18 protein-coding genes are annotated in these 16,610 nt (G+C 70.3%); 16 read left to right on the forward strand and 2 right to left on the reverse strand.

Annotated elements, in window-relative coordinates:
- Positions 1-52: 52 nt before the first annotated feature.
- Together ACFZCY_RS31180 and ACFZCY_RS31185 are read left to right on the forward strand one after the other, a co-directional pair.
- Complete coding sequence (locus ACFZCY_RS31180; RefSeq protein WP_391180624.1) at positions 53-1,018, forward strand: tRNA (adenine-N1)-methyltransferase; 966 nt, start codon at positions 53-55, stop codon at positions 1,016-1,018.
- Between the two features lie 116 nt (positions 1,019-1,134).
- Positions 1,135-1,737: a hypothetical protein gene (locus tag ACFZCY_RS31185; RefSeq protein ID WP_391180626.1), complete on the forward strand. Its 603-nt coding sequence runs from the start codon at positions 1,135-1,137 to the stop codon at positions 1,735-1,737.
- A gap of 29 nt (positions 1,738-1,766) precedes the next feature.
- Here the strand turns inward: ACFZCY_RS31185 and ACFZCY_RS31190 are convergent, their stop codons facing one another.
- A complete protein-coding gene (locus ACFZCY_RS31190) occupies positions 1,767-2,057 on the reverse strand; it encodes a ferredoxin (RefSeq protein WP_361479492.1) in 291 nt (96 codons plus the stop codon).
- 257 nt (positions 2,058-2,314) lie between these two features.
- Between ACFZCY_RS31190 and arc the strand changes: the two genes are divergently transcribed.
- The 5 genes from arc (at position 2,315) to prcA (ending at position 8,006) form a co-directional block, all read left to right on the forward strand.
- Positions 2,315-4,081: a proteasome ATPase gene (arc, locus tag ACFZCY_RS31195; protein WP_055553583.1), complete on the forward strand. Its 1,767-nt coding sequence runs from the start codon at positions 2,315-2,317 to the stop codon at positions 4,079-4,081.
- Positions 4,082-4,343: 262 nt separating this feature from the next.
- Positions 4,344-5,855 (forward strand): depupylase/deamidase Dop, encoded by a 1,512-nt coding sequence (gene dop, locus ACFZCY_RS31200; RefSeq protein WP_391180630.1) that lies wholly within the window; start codon positions 4,344-4,346, stop codon positions 5,853-5,855.
- A 135-nt stretch (positions 5,856-5,990) separates the two neighbouring features.
- Positions 5,991-6,209 (forward strand): ubiquitin-like protein Pup, encoded by a 219-nt coding sequence (locus tag ACFZCY_RS31205; RefSeq protein WP_055553398.1) that lies wholly within the window; start codon positions 5,991-5,993, stop codon positions 6,207-6,209.
- A 108-nt stretch (positions 6,210-6,317) separates the two neighbouring features.
- Positions 6,318-7,163 (forward strand): proteasome subunit beta, encoded by an 846-nt coding sequence (gene prcB, locus ACFZCY_RS31210; RefSeq protein ID WP_391180634.1) that lies wholly within the window; start codon positions 6,318-6,320, stop codon positions 7,161-7,163.
- A 54-nt stretch (positions 7,164-7,217) separates the two neighbouring features.
- Positions 7,218-8,006: a proteasome subunit alpha gene (gene prcA / locus ACFZCY_RS31215; protein ID WP_391180637.1), complete on the forward strand. Its 789-nt coding sequence runs from the start codon at positions 7,218-7,220 to the stop codon at positions 8,004-8,006.
- 58 nt (positions 8,007-8,064) lie between these two features.
- Here prcA and ACFZCY_RS31220 read toward each other — a convergent pair whose 3' ends face one another.
- Positions 8,065-9,108, reverse strand: a complete 1,044-nt coding sequence (locus ACFZCY_RS31220) for a substrate-binding domain-containing protein (RefSeq protein WP_391180639.1) — start codon at positions 9,106-9,108, stop codon at positions 8,065-8,067.
- A 130-nt stretch (positions 9,109-9,238) separates the two neighbouring features.
- On the opposite strand from ACFZCY_RS31220, the gene ACFZCY_RS31225 reads away from it, so the two are divergent.
- From ACFZCY_RS31225 to tatA, 9 genes are all read left to right on the forward strand, one after another.
- Positions 9,239-10,498 (forward strand): MFS transporter, encoded by a 1,260-nt coding sequence (locus tag ACFZCY_RS31225; protein WP_391180642.1) that lies wholly within the window; start codon positions 9,239-9,241, stop codon positions 10,496-10,498.
- Positions 10,499-10,507: 9 nt separating this feature from the next.
- A complete protein-coding gene (gene pafA / locus ACFZCY_RS31230; RefSeq protein ID WP_055553407.1) occupies positions 10,508-11,869 on the forward strand; it encodes a Pup--protein ligase in 1,362 nt (453 codons plus the stop codon).
- A gap of 126 nt (positions 11,870-11,995) precedes the next feature.
- On the forward strand, positions 11,996-12,985 hold the full coding sequence (locus ACFZCY_RS31235; RefSeq protein WP_391180646.1) for an FKBP-type peptidyl-prolyl cis-trans isomerase: 990 nt from the start codon (positions 11,996-11,998) through the stop codon (positions 12,983-12,985).
- A 39-nt stretch (positions 12,986-13,024) separates the two neighbouring features.
- The gene (locus tag ACFZCY_RS31240; RefSeq protein ID WP_055553411.1) at positions 13,025-13,399 is read left to right on the forward strand and encodes an FKBP-type peptidyl-prolyl cis-trans isomerase; all 375 of its coding nucleotides are present in this window, start codon (positions 13,025-13,027) and stop codon (positions 13,397-13,399) included.
- Positions 13,400-13,515: 116 nt separating this feature from the next.
- Positions 13,516-14,493, forward strand: coding sequence for a WYL domain-containing protein (locus ACFZCY_RS31245; protein WP_391180649.1), 978 nt, complete (start codon positions 13,516-13,518; stop codon positions 14,491-14,493).
- A gap of 20 nt (positions 14,494-14,513) precedes the next feature.
- The gene (locus tag ACFZCY_RS31250) at positions 14,514-15,473 is read left to right on the forward strand and encodes a WYL domain-containing protein (RefSeq protein WP_391180651.1); all 960 of its coding nucleotides are present in this window, start codon (positions 14,514-14,516) and stop codon (positions 15,471-15,473) included.
- A 62-nt stretch (positions 15,474-15,535) separates the two neighbouring features.
- Positions 15,536-15,778, forward strand: a complete 243-nt coding sequence (locus ACFZCY_RS31255) for a hypothetical protein (RefSeq protein ID WP_391180654.1) — start codon at positions 15,536-15,538, stop codon at positions 15,776-15,778.
- A gap of 52 nt (positions 15,779-15,830) precedes the next feature.
- On the forward strand, positions 15,831-16,055 hold the full coding sequence (locus ACFZCY_RS31260; RefSeq protein ID WP_391180656.1) for a hypothetical protein: 225 nt from the start codon (positions 15,831-15,833) through the stop codon (positions 16,053-16,055).
- A 213-nt stretch (positions 16,056-16,268) separates the two neighbouring features.
- Positions 16,269-16,559 (forward strand): Sec-independent protein translocase subunit TatA, encoded by a 291-nt coding sequence (gene tatA, locus ACFZCY_RS31265; protein WP_361479526.1) that lies wholly within the window; start codon positions 16,269-16,271, stop codon positions 16,557-16,559.
- Positions 16,560-16,610: the final 51 nt, after the last annotated feature.

A 16,610-nucleotide genomic window follows, 5' to 3' on the forward strand; every position in this document is an offset into this window, starting at 1 on the left:
GCCCCGAGGCCCGCCGTCCCGGACAGCCTCCCGGCCCCGGTAGGCTGTTCACATGTCCGAACCGACCGGTGCCGCCCGCCGTCGCGGGCCCTTCCAGGTCGGGGACCAGGTCCAGCTCACCGACCCCAAGGGACGCCACTACACGTTCACGCTCGAAGCCGGGAAGAATTTCCACACCCACAAGGGTTCCTTCCCCCATGACGAGCTGATCGGCGCCCCCGAGGGAACTGTCGTGCGCACCACGGGAAACGTCGCGTATCTCGCGCTGCGTCCCCTGCTCCCCGACTATGTCCTGTCCATGCCACGCGGTGCCGCCGTGGTCTACCCCAAGGACGCGGGGCAGATCCTGGCGATGGCCGACATCTTCCCCGGCGCACGTGTCGTCGAGGCGGGCGTCGGCTCCGGCTCGCTCTCCACCTTTCTGCTGCGGGCCATCGGCGACCAGGGCATGCTGCACTCCTACGAGCGCCGGGCCGACTTCGCCGAGATCGCCTCCCAGAACGTCGAGCGCTACTTCGGCGCCCCGCACCCCGCCTGGCGGCTCACCGTCGGCGACCTCCAGGACAACCTGTCCGACACCGACGTCGACCGCGTCATCCTGGACATGCTCGCCCCCTGGGAGTGCCTGGAAGCGGTGTCCAAGGCGCTCGTGCCCGGCGGCATCCTGTGCGCCTACGTGGCCACCACCACCCAGCTGGCCCGCACCGTGGAATCCATCCGCGAGTACGGTACCTTCAACGAGCCGTCGGCCTGGGAGACCATGGTCCGCACCTGGCACGTCGAGGGCCTGGCGGTACGCCCCGACCACCGCATGATCGGCCACACCGGCTTCCTGCTCACCGCCCGCCGCCTCGCGGACGGCGTGGAGCCGCCGCTGCGCCGCCGCCGGCCCGCCAAGGGCGCGTACGGCGACGACTACCCGGGCTACGGCAGCGGGAAGGACACCGGCACCAACGGCGCCCCGGAGGGCAAGCGGGGCGCGTCCGGCGGCCAGGCCCCCGCGGCCGACGGCGGCTGACCGCCCGGTCACGTCAACGACTCGGCGCGGCCACCGACTTCCCCCCTGCGGGGCGGTGGCCGCGCCGGTGTGAGATGTGGCACGATGCGGAGCACCCCCTCCGCCGCAGCCATGTCATGGAGTCGTCCCGCGTGCAGTCTCTGGGCCCGGATCTCGCACACACCCGCACCCGTCCGGTGCACTGGATCGCGACCGCGGCCGCCGTGGCCGCCGTCGTCGCCGGGGCGGCGGTCTTCCAGCCCCCCGCCGCCAAGGCCACCCCGGCCCCCACCACCCTCTCCGCGCACCGCGCCGGCGGCCTCCCGGCCCTGCTGGCCCCCGATCCGCGGGCCGCGCACTACCCGATGGACTGCGGCCGGGCCGAGCCCGGCGTCGTGGACCGGGCCTCGGGAGACCTCGACGGGGACGGGCGGCCGGAAACCGTCGCCGTGGTCCGCTGCGAGACCGCGGCCGGCAACCCGCCCAGCGGCGTGTACGTGCTCGCCCAGCCGAAGCGCGCCGGTGCGGCCCCCCGGATCGTGGCGACCTTCGTCGATCCGAAGGAGGGGATGAGTGTCCAGGATTTCGCGGTGCGCGGAACGAAGGTTTCGGCCACTTTGCTGGGCTACTCGTCCACCAAGGTCCCGCGGTGCTGTCCCGATCTGCAGCGCAAGGTCAACTGGCAGTGGCACGACGGCGAGTTCGTACTGAAGGCCCTTCCCGTGCCGGGGAGTGTCTGACCGGTCACGCGGTGTTCCACGCCCGGGCGCTACTCCGCGTCCGGGCCGTACACCTCGACCTTGTCCGCGGCGCGCCGCACATGGATGCAGTCGCCCGGGCACTCCTTGGCGGAGTCCACGACCTCGGTGAGCAGCGGCAGCGGCACCTTGGTCGTCGCGCCCTTGTCCTGCAGAAGCTCGTCGTCGGCGCTCTTGACGTAGGCTAGACCGTCGATGTCGAGTTCGAAGACCTCGGGCGCGTACTGGGCACAGATCCCATCACCCGTGCACAGGTCCTGGTCAATCCAGACTTCAAGATCGCCGATCTCCTCGTTCCGCACGGTGCGTCGCCTGCCGTTCCCTCGATACGCGATTCAACATTGACTAAATATCGCCAGCCCTGGCGGGTGTTGACCGGGTCGACGATACAACCGCTCGCTTTCCGATGTTGTTGGGTGGGTATTCACCTGGCGTGAGGGAGTGCGCAAGGGTGAAGATCGGACACACGCCCGCCGGGTTTGTGATCTAGGGGTTTCAACCCGCACCGGCCCAGGTAGGGTCAGGAAGCGTCCAGCTCCCCTTGGAGGAGGTGAGGACCGTGGCAGCCCACGACGACGACATCAACCGCGGCATCCGGCCGGGGCGCGGGTCTGACGACCCCGCCGGTCAGGTTGCCTATCTCGAGCAGGAAATCGCCGTCCTGCGCCGCAAGCTCGCCGACTCTCCGCGTCACACGAGGATTCTCGAAGAGCGGATCGTCGAGCTGCAGACCAATCTGGCGGGAGTGTCCGCGCAGAACGAGCGGCTCGCGAACACCCTCCGTGAGGCCCGCGACCAGATCGTGGCCCTCAAGGAGGAGGTCGACCGGCTCGCGCAGCCGCCGGCCGGTTTCGGTGCCTTTCTGCAGGCGAACGAGGACGGCACGGCCGACATCTTCACCGGAGGCCGTAAACTCCGCGTGAATGTCAGCCCGAGCGTCGAGCTCGATGACCTCAGGCGGGGCCAGGAGGTCATGCTCAACGAGGCGCTCAATGTGGTCGAGGCCATGGAGTTCGAGCGTGCCGGGGACATCGTCACCCTCAAGGAGGTCCTTGAGGACGGCGAGCGGGCCCTGGTGATCGGGCACACCGACGAGGAGCGCGTGGTGCGGCTCGCCGAGCCGCTGCTGGAAACCACCATCCGCCCCGGTGACGCCCTGCTGCTGGAGCCCCGGTCCGGCTACGTCTACGAGGTCGTACCGAAGAGCGAGGTCGAGGAGCTCGTCCTCGAAGAGGTCCCGGACATCGACTACACCAAGATCGGCGGCCTGGGAAACCAGATCGAGCTGATCCGGGACGCGGTCGAGCTTCCGTACCTCTACCCCGACCTGTTCAAGGAGCACGAACTGCGGCCGCCCAAGGGCGTGCTGCTGTACGGCCCGCCCGGCTGCGGCAAGACGCTGATCGCGAAGGCCGTCGCCAACTCCCTTGCCAAGAAGGTCGCCGAGGTCACCGGTAAGCCCGCGGGGAAGAGCTTCTTCCTCAACATCAAGGGCCCCGAGCTGCTCAACAAGTACGTCGGTGAGACGGAGCGGCACATCCGGCTGGTCTTCCAGCGGGCCCGGGAGAAGGCCAGCGAGGGCACGCCGGTCATCGTCTTCTTCGACGAGATGGACTCCCTGTTCCGCACCCGCGGCTCCGGGGTCAGCTCGGACGTGGAGAACACCATCGTCCCGCAGCTGCTCTCCGAGATCGACGGTGTCGAGGGCCTGGAGAACGTCATCGTCATCGGCGCCTCCAACCGCGAGGACATGATCGACCCGGCCATCCTGCGCCCCGGCCGCCTCGATGTGAAGATCAAGATCGAGCGTCCGGACGCCGAGGCCGCCAAGGACATCTTCTCGAAGTACCTGACCGATACACTGCCGGTCCACACGGACGACCTCGCCGAGCACAGCGGCTCCGCGAAGGCGGCTGTCGCCGGCATGATCCAGTCGGTCGTCGAGCAGATGTACGCGGAATCCGAGGAAAACCGCTTCCTCGAGGTCACCTACGCCAATGGTGACAAGGAAGTCCTCTACTTCAAGGACTTCAACTCCGGCGCCATGATCCAGAACATTGTGGACCGGGCGAAGAAGATGGCCATCAAGGCATTCCTCGACCACAACCAGAAGGGCCTTCGGGTCTCCCACCTGCTCGCCGCCTGCGTGGACGAGTTCAAGGAGAACGAGGACCTGCCCAACACCACGAACCCGGACGACTGGGCCCGCATCTCCGGTAAGAAGGGTGAGCGGATCGTCTTCATCCGCACCCTGGTCACCGGAAAGCAGGGCGCGGACACGGGACGCTCCATCGACACGGTGGCCAACACCGGTCAGTACCTGTAACACCGCTGTCCGGCTGCGGATGTCCTGGACGGGGCATCCGCAGCCGGATGCGCTTTTCGGACGGCATTCATCGTATGAGTCCTACGAGCCCCACCGGAGCAATGACTGTCATGATCTCCGCAGCACCGCACAGCCGTAACCGGCTCATCGGTACCGCCGCGATCCCGCGGTGCGGCGGCTCGGGGGCCGGTCGCGGACCGGAAGCGCAGCGGTACTTGAGCGCCGGCCCCGGCCTGGGGCCGCGCCGGGCAAGGAGGGCCGCATGACCGTACGGCGCGTAATGGGAATCGAGACGGAGTACGGGATCTCCGTCCCGGGGCACCCCAACGCCAATGCCATGCTCACCTCGTCCCAGGTCGTCAACGCCTACGCGGCGGCGATGCACCGGGCGCGCCGCGCCCGCTGGGACTTCGAGGAGGAGAACCCGCTGCGGGACGCCCGCGGCTTCGACCTCGCGCGTGAGTCCGCGGACGCCAGTCAGCTCACGGACGAGGACATCGGCCTGGCCAACGTCATCCTCACCAACGGTGCGCGGCTCTACGTCGACCACGCGCACCCGGAGTACTCCGCCCCCGAGGTCACCAACCCGCGGGACGCGGTGCTGTGGGACAAGGCGGGCGAGCGGATCATGGCCGAGGCCGCGATGCGCGCCGCCGAGCTGCCCGGCGCCCAGCCGATCCACCTGTACAAGAACAACACCGACAACAAGGGCGCGTCCTACGGCACGCACGAGAACTACCTGATGAAGCGGGAGACCCCCTTCTCGGACATCGTGCGCCACCTGACGCCGTTCTTCGTCTCCCGCCAGGTCGTCACCGGCGCCGGCCGCGTCGGCATCGGCCAGGACGGGCACGAGCACGGCTTCCAGATCAGTCAGCGGGCCGACTACTTCGAGGTCGAGGTGGGGCTGGAGACCACCCTCAAGCGGCCCATCATCAACACCCGCGACGAGCCGCACGCCGACGCCGAGAAGTACCGCCGGCTGCATGTGATCATCGGCGACGCCAACCTCTCCGAGCTGTCGACGTACCTCAAGCTCGGCACCACCTCGCTGGTGCTGTCGATGATCGAGGACGGCTTCATCGCCGTGGACCTGGCCGTCGACCAGCCGGTCCGCACGCTCCACCAGGTCTCGCACGACCCGACGCTGCAGCGCCTGATCACGCTGCGCAGCGGCCGTACGCTGACCGCCGTACAGCTCCAGATGGAGTACTTCGAGCTGGCCCGCAAGTACGTCGAGGACCGCTTCGGCGCCGACGCCGATGAGCAGACCCGGGACGTGCTGACCCGCTGGGAGGACGTGCTCAACCGGCTGGAGCGCGACCCGATGTCGCTGTCCGGCGAGCTGGACTGGGTGGCCAAGCGCGAGCTGCTGGAGGGCTACCGCAGGCGCGACAGCCTGGATTGGGACGCCGCCCGGCTCCATCTGGTGGACCTGCAGTACGCCGACGTACGCCCCGAGAAGGGCCTGTACAACCGGCTGGCGGCGCGCGGCAAGATGAAGCGGCTGCTGGACGACTCCGACGTCGCACGGGCCCAGAACAAGCCCCCGGAGGACACCCGCGCCTACTTCCGCGGCCGCTGCCTGGAGCAGTACGCGGACGACGTGGCCGCGGCCTCCTGGGACTCGGTGATCTTCGACCTCCCGGGCCGTGACTCTCTGCAACGGGTCCCCACGCTGGAGCCCCTCCGGGGCACCCGCAACCACGTCAAGGAGCTGCTGGACCGCTGCCGCACTGCCGAGGACCTGGTCCGGGTGCTGTCCGGAGGCTGAAATGGGCTCCGACCGGGAATCATCGTGGTGGCCTCCACGCGTTGTAGCGAGTGGGAGGCCGATGTCGGACCCTGCTTGTAGGGTCTGATCTTGACACCGATCGAATCAGCGGGCGAACCGAGCGGGGTGAGGGACATGGCGACCAAGGACACCGGCGGCGGTCAGCAGAAGGCGTCGCGCACGACCGAGGAGGTCGAGGAGCAGGCGCAGGACGCACAGGCCGCGGAGGATCTCAAGGAGCGGCAGGAGAAGCTCTCGGACGACGTCGACTCCGTGCTGGACGAGATCGACGACGTGCTCGAGGAGAACGCCGAGGATTTCGTGCGGTCCTTCGTGCAAAAGGGCGGCGAGTAAAGCGCGTCCCCTCCGTCCTGCGCCCCATCGAGGGGGCGCAGGACGGATGACTTCCATGGCCAGGGGTAAGGTCCGAGCAGTATTTCAAGATCTGGTGGAAGGAATCGTGTGGAAGCCAACACTCGAAGCACAGGGCGTCTGCCGGCTGCCTTCCTGACGCCCGGCTCCTCGTCGTTCATGGACTTCCTCGGCGCGCATCAGCCCGAGCTGCTTCCGGGGAACCGCCCGCTTCCCCCGGTGCAGGGTGCCATCGAGGCGCCGCATGGCACGACGATCGTGGCGGCGACGTTCGCCGGCGGGGTGGCGCTCGCCGGTGACCGTCGCGCGACCATGGGGAACGTCATCGCGCAGCGCGACATCGAGAAGGTCTTCCCGGCGGACGAGTACTCGGCCGTCGGCATCGCGGGCACGGCCGGCATCGCCGTGGAAATGGTCAAGCTCTTCCAGCTGGAGCTGGAGCACTTCGAGAAGGTCGAGGGCACCGTCCTCTCCCTGGAGGGCAAGGCCAACCGGCTGTCGACCATGATCCGCGGCAATCTCGGCATGGCGATGCAGGGGCTGGCCGTCGTCCCGCTCTTCGCGGGTTATGACGTCGACCGGGAGAAGGGCCGCATCTTCTCCTACGACGTGACCGGTGGGCGTTCGGAGGAGCACGGCTTCGCGGCCACCGGCTCCGGCTCGATGTTCGCTCGCGGTGCGCTCAAGAAGCTCTACCGCGAGGACCTGAACGAGGAGCAGGCCGGCACCGCCGTGATCCAGGCGCTGTACGACGCCGCGGACGACGACTCGGCGACCGGCGGCCCCGATCTGGCCCGGCGCATTTATCCCATCGTCACGGTCATCACCGAGGACGGTTTCAGGAAGTTCACCGAGGCAGAGGTGGCCGAGATCGTCCGCGCCATCCACGAGCGTCGGCTCGAAGAGCCGGACGGCCCGCGCGCCGCCCTGCTCTGAGGGGACGGTTGACCCGGAATGCATTCGCCAATGACAGAAAGGGACGGATAGCCGGTGACGACGCCGTTCTATGTATCGCCTCAGCAGGCCATGGCCGACCGCGCGGAATACGCCCGCAAGGGCATCGCGCGTGGCCGCAGCGTGGTAGTGCTGCAGTATTCCGACGGCATCCTCTTCGTCGCCGAGAATCCGTCCCGTGCCCTGCACAAGGTCAGCGAGATCTACGACCGGATCGCCTTCGCGGCGGTCGGCAAGTACAACGAATTCGAGAACCTGCGCATCGGCGGCGTCCGCTACGCCGATCTGCGCGGCTATACCTATGATCGCGACGATGTCACGGCCCGTGGCCTCGCCAATGTCTACGCACAGACGCTCGGCACGATCTTCTCCAGCGCCGCCGAGAAGCCGTACGAGGTCGAGCTGATCGTCGCAGAGGTCGGGGAGGGCCCCGCCGACGACCAGATCTACCGGCTGCCGCACGACGGCTCCATCGTGGACGAGCACGGTTCGGTCGCCGTCGGTGGCAACGCCGACCAGATCAGCAGCTACCTCGACCAGCGCCACCGGGACGGCATGACGCTGGCCGAAGCCCTCAAGCTGGCCGTCGACTCGCTGGCCCGGGACAACAACGGTGGCGAGCGCAGCCTCACCGCCGAGCAGCTGGAGGTCGCGGTCCTGGACCGCAAGCGGCCTCAGGCCCGGAAGTTCAAGCGCGTCCTGGGCGGGCAGCTGGCCCGTCTCCTGGAGGGTTCCGGGGCCGCGGCGGAGACCGACGAGGAGTCGGAGTCCGGTGAGGCCCCGGAGTCCGGCGACTCCGGAGAGTCCTCCGCGAGCGAGGAGTAGGCACCGTCCCGTCGCGGTGGGCCCCGGCCGGGGCCCACCGCGACGGCGCGTCAGCGCCTCATCCGCCCGGCGGGGGAGGGGCGCTGGAGTCCCGTACGACCAGTTCCACGGGCAGCGTCGTGTCCCCGGCCGGTTCCCCGTCCAGGACCGCCATCAGCGCCCGCATCCCCTCCGCCCCGACCGCCTGCGCGGGCAGCGTCACGGTGGTCAGCTCCGGTTCGACCGCCGTGGCCAGCGCCAGGTCGTCGACGCCGGTCACCGACACGTCCTCCGGCACCCGCAGCCCCAGCCGCCGGGCGGCCTTGCACGCGCCCGCGGCGAGGATGTCGTCGTCGCACATCAGCGCCGTGGGCCGGGGCCCCGCGCCGGTGAGCGCCCGCAGCGCCGCCTGCCGCCCCTCCTCGACGCCCAGCGCCGCGTGCTCGGTGTGCAGCACGGTGCCGGGCACCGCGCGCACCGCCCCGGCCAGGGCCCTGGCGCGCACCCGGAAGGTCCAGGAGTCCACCGCCGCCGCCACATGGACGATCCGGCGGTGTCCGAGCCCCAGCAGATGCTCCGCCGCCTGCCGCATGCCGTCGCCGATGTCCAGGTTGACGGTGGCGGCGGCGGCCGGGTCGTCGGGGTCGCTGTCGAGCATCACCAGCGGCAGCCCGCCCCCGCGCACTGCGGCCAGCGCGTCGGCGGCCATCGAGGAGGCGATCACGCCGTCCAGCGAGGCCCGCGCCGAGTCGAAGGGGTCGCGGGCCGGGCCGGTGCCCTCGGGGGACGGGTAGAGGACCACGCCGAAGCCGTGGTCGGCGGCGACCCGGGCGGCGCCGGTGTACACATGCGCGAAGAACTCGTTGGTCAGGGCCGGGACGACGAGCAGCACGGTCCGGGTGCGGCCCAGCCGCAGGCTGCGCGCCGCCAGGTTGGGCCGGTAGCCCAGCTCGCGCGCCGCGGCCCGCACGGCGTCCGCGGTGCGCTCCGAGACCCGTCCGCGCCACTTGTCGCCGAGCACGAGGGAGACGGTCGCCTGGGACACGCCGGCGCGCCGCGCCACGTCCCGGCTGGTGACCCGCGCCGCGGACGGCCCGGTCCCCTGTGCGGTCCCGTGTGCCACATCGCCTCCGCTCGGTTCGTCCCCGCTGTCCGCCCGCCACGGGTGGACCCGGGGCAGGCCGCCATGGTACGTATAACGACGCGTCGTTATACGTAAAACTCGATCCATCACCCACCAGGAGGGGCAGCCCATGGCCGCCGGTTACGGGGAACTGCTGCGCACCCGCCATGCGGCACGGCTGCTCACCGGCACGCTGATCGGCCGGCTCCCGAACGCCACCGCCGCGCTCGCCGTGGTGCTCTTCGCCCGCTCCGAGGGCGGGAGCTACGCGCTCGCCGGGGCGCTCTCGGCGGTCTACGGCGTGGCCAACGCCATCGGGCAGCCACTGCTGGGCCGGGCGGTGGACCGCTGGGGCCAGCCGGTCGTGATGCTCCCGGCCGCCGTGGTGTCCGCGCTCGGGATGGCGCTGTTCGCCGTCGTGGGCCTCGACCCGCTGCCGCTGGCGTACGCCGCCATGCTGCTCGCGGGCCTGTTCACGCCCCCGCTGGAGGGCGGGCTGCGGGCCCTGTGGCCGGACGTCCTGCGCCGCGGGGACCAGGTGCACGCGGCGTACGCGCTGGACGCCGTGGCCCAGGAGGTGATGTTCGCCGTCGGCCCGCTGCTGGTCACCCTCCTGGTCGCCGGATGGTCCGAGGCGGCCGCGCTGCTGGTCATCAACGCGGCCGGGGTCCTGGGCGCGCTGTCCGTCGTGGTGTCCCCGCCGTCCCGGCGGTGGCGCTCCGCGCCGCGCGAGGCGCACTGGCTGGGCGCGCTGCGCTCCTCCGGGATGCTGGTGCTGCTCGGCTCGTTCTTCTTCGTCGGGATCGCGCTCGGCGCGATCGCGGTGGCCGCCGTCGCGTACGCGGACGAGCACGGCGGCGGCATGGTCTCCAGCTATCTGCTCTCCGCGCTCGGCGCGGGCGCGCTGGTCGGCGGCGTGGCCTACGGGGCCCGCCCGTGGGCCGGCCCGCCCGAGCGGCGGCTGCGGCTGCTGGTGGCCGCCCTGGCGCTCGGCTACGTGCCGCTCGTCCTGGTGCCGGGCGTCCCCGCGATGACGGCCCTCGCGGGCGTGGCGGGGGTGTTCCTGGCCCCGGCGCTCGCGTGCGCCTTCGTCGTCATCGACCGGCACGCCCCGGCGGGGACCGTCACCGAGGCGTTCTCCTGGCTCGTGACCACCTTCGTGGTGGGCAGTTCGGTCGGCACGGCGGCCGCCGGCCCCGCCGTGCAGCTGGGCGGGGTGGGCCTCGGATTCGCCGTCCCGGGGGCCGCCGGAGCGGCCGCCCTGGCCGTCCTGCTGGCCGCCCGGAGGCACCTGAAGGAGGCGCCGGGGCGAACGCCGGATGACCTTCGTCCGGAAAATGATCGCAGCCATGCCGCCGAACCCGGTTTCAGAGCAGGCCATCAGGCGTAATGTTCAGGCATGGACCGCCGCATTTTCGGGCTGGAGAACGAGTACGGCGTCACGTGCACATTCAGGGGACAGCGCCGGTTGTCTCCTGACGAAGTGGCGCGGTACCTCTTCCGCCGTGTCGTCTCGTGGGGCCGTAGCAGCAATGTCTTTTTGCGCAACGGTGCCCGCCTCTATCTCGACGTGGGCTCGCACCCGGAATACGCCACACCCGAGTGCGACAACGTGACCGAGCTGGTCACCCACGACAAGGCCGGCGAGCGCATTCTCGAAGGTCTGCTCGTCGACGCCGAGCGCCGCCTGCACGAGGAGGGAATCGCGGGCGACGTCTATCTCTTCAAGAACAACACCGACTCGGCGGGCAACTCCTACGGATGCCACGAGAACTATCTGGTGGCCCGGCACGGGGAGTTCTCCCGGCTCGCCGACATTCTCATCCCGTTCCTGGTGACGCGGCAGCTGCTGTGCGGGGCGGGCAAGGTGCTGCAGACCCCGCGTGGCGCGGTCTACTGCGTCAGCCAGCGCGCCGAGCACATCTGGGAGGGCGTCAGTTCGGCGACGACCCGCTCCCGGCCGATCATCAATACCCGCGACGAGCCGCACGCCGACGCCGAGCGCTACCGGCGGCTGCACGTCATCGTAGGCGACTCCAACATGTCCGAGACCACGATGCTGCTCAAGGTCGGCGCCACCGACCTGGTGCTCCGCATGATCGAGGCGGGCACCGTGATGCGCGACCTGACCCTGGAGAACCCGATCCGGGCGATCCGCGAGGTCAGCCACGACATCACCGGGCAGCGCAAGGTGCGGCTCGCCAGCGGGCGCGAGGCGTCCGCCCTGGAGGTGCAGCAGGAGTACTACGAGAAGGCCGTCGACTTCTGCGAGCGCCGGGGCATCCGCACCGGCACCGTCGAGCGGGTGCTGGAGCTGTGGGGCCGCACCCTGGAGGCGATCCGCACCGAGGAGCTGGACCGGATCGGCACCGAGATCGACTGGGTGATGAAGTACCAGCTCATCGAGCGGTACCGGGCGAAGAACAACATCACCATGTCCCATCCTCGGATCGCCCAGATGGACCTCGCCTACCACGACATCCACCGCCGCCGGGGGCTGTACTACCTGCTGGAGAAGCGCGGCCAGGCGGCCCGGGTGTGCAACGACCTGAAGATCTTCGAGGGCAAGTCGGTGCCCCCGCAGACCACCCGCGCCCGCCTGCGCGGTGACTTCATCCGCCGCGCCCAGGAGCAGCGCCGCGACTTCACGGTGGACTGGGTGCACCTCAAGCTCAATGACCAGGCCCAGCGCACCGTGCTGTGCAAGGACCCGTTCCGTTCGGTCGACGACCGGGTGGAGAAACTCATCGCCGGTATGTAGACCGCCGCCTGAGTCGGCGTACGGCTCACGTATGACGCGGGCCCCGTGCGTTTCTCGGACGGGGCCCGCGTCACGCCGTAAAGTGGCGCGCATTGGCCATCGCAAGATCTACCTAACGAGGACTCCGTGCGCCGACGCTCCGTACTCCTTGCCGTGCCCGCGGGCCTGCTCACGCTCGCGGGCTGCGGTGACGACAAGTCAGGATCCGACAAGGCCAAGCCCTCCCAGGAGCCGACCGGGCCTTCACCGGCGCCCAGCGGGAAGATCGTGAGCGGGCCGGTGCCGGAGATCACCGGCGGCAAGGAGTTCGGCGAGAAGCCGAAGGTTGCCAAGGGCAGCGGGAAGCCGTCCTCCGATCTCGCCGTCAAGACGGTGATCAAGGGGGACGGGCGGAAGACGGTCAAGGGCGACTATGTCCAGGTGAACTACCTCGCCCAGATCTGGAACACCGGCAAGGTCGTGGACAACACCTACGACAAGAAGCAGACGGCCGCGTTCCCGATCGGCAAGGGCCAGGTTCTCCCGGGCTGGGACCAGGGGCTGGTGGGCCGCACCGTCGGCAGCCGGCTGGAGCTGGCCGTCCCGCCCGCGTACGCGTACGGCAAGCAGGGCCAGCCGCAGGCGGGCATCAAGGGCACGGACACCCTGGTGTTCGTCATCGACCTCAAGGGCGCCTTCGACGCCAAGAGCTCCGCCAAGGGCAAGAAGGTCGCGCAGAGCAACATCGACCTGCCCAAGGTGTCCGACAACACCGACGGCAAGGCCCCCACCATCACCGTCCCCAAGAAGGACGCGCCGAAGAAGCTCGTCTCCGAGTACGTCATCGAGGGCGACGGCCCCGAGGTCACGGCGAAGGACGCGCTGCTGGTGCAGTACAAGGGCGTGCTGTGGGACGGCGGCAAGGAGTTCGACTCCACCTACAAGCGGGGTGAGCTGGCCCAGTTCTCCCTGCAGCAGGTCGTCAAGGGCTGGTCGCAGGGGCTCACGGGCAAGAAGGCCGGCAGCCGGGTGCTGATCGTCGTACCCCCGGACCTGGGCTACGGGAAGAAGGCCCAGAAGGGTATCCCGGCCAACTCCACCCTGGTCTTCACCGTCGACATCCTGGCCGTTCTGTAGGGTGTGCGGGTTGCCCACAACGTAACGAGGAGCAATTTCGTGAGCATCGACAAGCCCGAGGTCGACTTCCCGGGCGGCGAGCCGCCGGCGGACCTGGAGATCAAGGACATCTGGGAGGGCGACGGGCCCGCGGCCAAGGCCGGCGACAACATCGCCGTCCACTACGTGGGCGTGGCCTTCTCCACCGGTGAGGAGTTCGACGCGAGCTACAATCGCGGCACCCCGCTGCGTATCCAGCTCGGTGTCGGCCAGGTCATCTCCGGCTGGGACCAGGGCCTGCAGGGCATGAAGGTCGGCGGTCGCCGCCAGCTGATCATCCCGCCGCACCTGGCCTACGGCGACCGTGGCGCCGGCGGCGGCCGGATCAAGCCGGGCGAGTCGCTGATCTTCGTGTGTGACCTGGTCTCCGTCTGAGACCCCACGTCTGTCGAAGCTGGGGGTCCCCGCCTGTGGGCGGGGGCCCTCGGCTTTTGCGGTGCGTGCCCGGAGCGGTACGGTCACGGTCGTAAGGTCAAGAAGAAAGGGCGTCGATGGCGATTGCCAAGGCCGAGCGGCTGATGAATCTGGCGCTGTGCCTGCTGGGAACCCGGCGTCCGCTGACCAAACGGGAGCTGCGGGGCTCCATAGAGGCGTACCTGGAGGGGACGAGCGGGCCCACCGCCGCGGGTGACGAGGCGTTCAACCGCATGTTCGAGCGCGACAAGGACGATCTGCGCGAACTCGGCCTGGTCATCGAGACGGTGGAGGGCCTGGACGGCGAAGTCGGCTACCTCGCCCGCCGGGACAGCAACCGCCTCCCCCCGATCACCCTGGACGCCGAGGAGGCCGCCGCCCTCGGTCTGGCCGCCAAGGTCTGGCAGCAGGCCCGGCTCGCGGGCGCCGCGAGCGGCGCGCTGCAGAAGCTGCGCGCCGCCGGGATGCCGGTCGCCGAGGACCCGTACGACACCCAGCCGCAGAGCGCGCTGCAGCCGCACATCCCGGTCCACGAGGCCGCGTTCGAGCCGCTGATGCTCGCCTGCCGCGACCGCCGCCCGGTCGTCTTCGACTACCGCAAGTCCAACGCCGCGCGCCCCGAGCAGCGCCAGGTCGAGCCGTGGACGCTGGAGTGCTGGCGCGGCCACTGGTACCTCGCCGGATGGGACCGCGGGCGGTCCGCCGAGCGCGTCTTCCGGCTCTCCCGGATCACCGGCCGGGTGCGGCTGCGCTCCGGCGCGTACACCGCCGAGGTGCCCGACCACTCCACCGTGCGGGAGACCGTGGAGAGCTGGGCGGGGGAGACCGCCACCGGCACCGCCCGGATCAGGGTGCGGGCCGGGCACGGCTATCCGCTGCGCGCGAAGGCGCTCACCACCGGCGCCGGGGACGACGGGTGGGACGAGCTGGAGATCCCGTACGGACACGGACTGGACGCCTGGCTCGTGGAATTCGGCCCGGACGTGGTCGTACTGGCGCCCGACGAGCTGCGGGCGGATGTCGTCGACCGGCTGCGCGCCGTGGCCAAGGGCTGAGGGGACGGAACGACTTCATCATGGCCGGAAACGCCATTGACCAGACCCGCCGGATGCTGTCCTTGGTGACGTATCTGCGGGAGCGCCCCGGGGCCCGCGTCGCCGAGGTCGCCCGCGCCTTCGGCATCAGCGAGGACGAGCTGATCGCCGACCTCGATGTGCTGCCGCTGTGCGGGACCAGCTTCCGCGGCGGCGACCTGCTGGACATCGACACCGACGGCGAGCGCATCTGGTGGCACAACCCCGACGACGTCGCCGAGCCGCTGCGGCTGGCCGCCGACGAGGCCACCGCGCTGCTCGTCGCCGCCCGCGCGGTCGCCACCCTGCCCGGGCTGCGCGAGAGCGACCGGGAGGCGCTGCTGCGGGCCACCGCCAAGCTGGAGGCCGCGGCGGGCGAGGTGGCGGGCGCCAGCTCCCGGCTCTCGGTCACCTTCGAGTCCGAGGGCGGCGTCTTCGCCGACGTCGACCGGGCTATCTCCGAGCGCCGCAGGCTGTGGCTGCGCTACTACTCGCCCGCGCGCGACGAGGTCACCGAGCGCGAGGTCGACCCGATCCGGCTGTTCGCCGTCGGCCACACCTACATGGAGGCCTGGTGCCGGCTGTCGGAGGCCCGCCGCACCTTCCGGCTCGACCGGGTCGTGGAGATCAAGCTGCTGGACGAGGCGTCCGACCCGCCCCCCATCGAGCTGCGCGACCTCTCCGATCCGTCCACCGGGCTGGTGCAGACCGGCGCCGAGGACCCGGAGGTGGTCGTCGAGGTCGGTCCGGGCGGGCGCTGGGTCGCCGAGTACTACCCGCACGACAGCGCGGAGGAGCTGTCCGACGGGGCCCTGCGGATCACGCTGCGCGCCCCCGACCCCGGTAGCCTGCGCCGGCTGGCGCTGCGGCTCGGCAGGGACGGCCGGATCGTCGCGCCGCAGGGGCTCGCGGACAGTGCCCGGGACGCGGCGCGGCAAGCGCTTGCGGCATATGGTGAGTGACGGCTTCGGTGAGTGACGGCTTCGGTGAGTGACGGCTTGCGGTGAGTGAAGGGACGCACACAGTGACCGCTGAGGGGAATCCCACCTCGGTGATCTTCAAGGCAGCCTGCCCGGAGTGCCGGGGCCGGTTCGAGCTGGCCGCCGGTGCGCTGCGGCTGGCGATCGGGGCCAGTGACCGCACCACCTTCTACTCCTTCACCTGTCCCGACTGCGGCAGCGCGGTACGCAAGCCCGCGGGGGAGCGGATCGTGGAGCTGCTCACCGGCGGTGGGGTGCGCACCCTGCGGCTGCACTCGACCGTCTGACGTCGGGCCGACCGCCGATCGGGCGCCGCGGCGGCCCCGATAGGCTCGTTCCATGCTCTGGCCGATGCTCGCCCTCGCCCTCGCCTTCTGCGGAATCGCCGTCCTCGCCGTGCTCTCCGTACGGGTCTACGCCGAGGTGCGCAGACTGGCCCGGCAGGTATCGGACAGCTCCGCCCGGATCACCCGGGCCGCCGAGGACCTGGAGCGGGCCACGGAACCGCTGAGTGCGCAGGTCGGAGCGGTGCGCCGGGACGGGAGCGCCGCGCACGGCCACTGATCGACGGCGCCCTGCTGCATCACGGGCAAGCGGGGTACGCTGGCTGGTCGTGGCCCTGGAATCGAGGCGGAGGGCCGCAACCAGGCGTCTGCATGGGGATTGCCCTGCATTTACCCCTGCGCGCTACGATCGCTGACAGCACGGCTGCCGGACTTTTGTCCGAACGGTCGGCAGCCCCACCCCCCAGCCGCCTCGGTGAGAAGGTAGACGAATATGTTCGGAAGGCTCGGCGCTACCGAGATCATCCTCATCCTGATCATTGTTCTGCTGCTGTTCGGTGCGAAGAAGCTCCCCGACATGGCGCGCTCGCTGGGTAAGTCGGCCCGCATTCTCAAGAGCGAGGCCAAGGCGATGAAGTCGGAAGGCAAGCAGGACCAGGACGCCCCGGCGGACCCGCCGCACCCCGGTCAGGACCAGGGCGCGCACCGCACCATCCAGGCCGCCCCGGGCGATGTCTCCAGCTCCCGTCCGGTGGCCGAACCGAGCGACACCACCAAGCGCTGACCCAGGGCCACTTGCAGGCGGCGCCGACGGCCGCCGTCCGACGCACGAGAT

Source organism: Streptomyces sp. NPDC007983, from assembly GCF_042958345.1.
Taxonomy (GTDB): domain Bacteria; phylum Actinomycetota; class Actinomycetes; order Streptomycetales; family Streptomycetaceae; genus Streptomyces.

Coding starts and splice junctions, on each gene's coding strand:
- ACFZCY_RS31260 (WP_391180656.1), top strand. CDS start 15,831: ATGCTCTGGCCGATGCTCGCCCTCGCCCTCGCCTTCTGCGGAATCGCC.
- dop (WP_391180630.1), top strand. CDS start 4,344: ATGACCGTACGGCGCGTAATGGGAATCGAGACGGAGTACGGGATCTCC.
- ACFZCY_RS31205 (WP_055553398.1), top strand. CDS start 5,991: ATGGCGACCAAGGACACCGGCGGCGGTCAGCAGAAGGCGTCGCGCACG.
- ACFZCY_RS31245 (WP_391180649.1), top strand. CDS start 13,516: ATGGCGATTGCCAAGGCCGAGCGGCTGATGAATCTGGCGCTGTGCCTG.
- ACFZCY_RS31180 (WP_391180624.1), top strand. CDS start 53: ATGTCCGAACCGACCGGTGCCGCCCGCCGTCGCGGGCCCTTCCAGGTC.
- pafA (WP_055553407.1), top strand. CDS start 10,508: ATGGACCGCCGCATTTTCGGGCTGGAGAACGAGTACGGCGTCACGTGC.
- tatA (WP_361479526.1), top strand. CDS start 16,269: ATGTTCGGAAGGCTCGGCGCTACCGAGATCATCCTCATCCTGATCATT.
- ACFZCY_RS31225 (WP_391180642.1), top strand. CDS start 9,239: ATGGCCGCCGGTTACGGGGAACTGCTGCGCACCCGCCATGCGGCACGG.
- ACFZCY_RS31250 (WP_391180651.1), top strand. CDS start 14,514: ATGGCCGGAAACGCCATTGACCAGACCCGCCGGATGCTGTCCTTGGTG.
- ACFZCY_RS31185 (WP_391180626.1), top strand. CDS start 1,135: ATGGAGTCGTCCCGCGTGCAGTCTCTGGGCCCGGATCTCGCACACACC.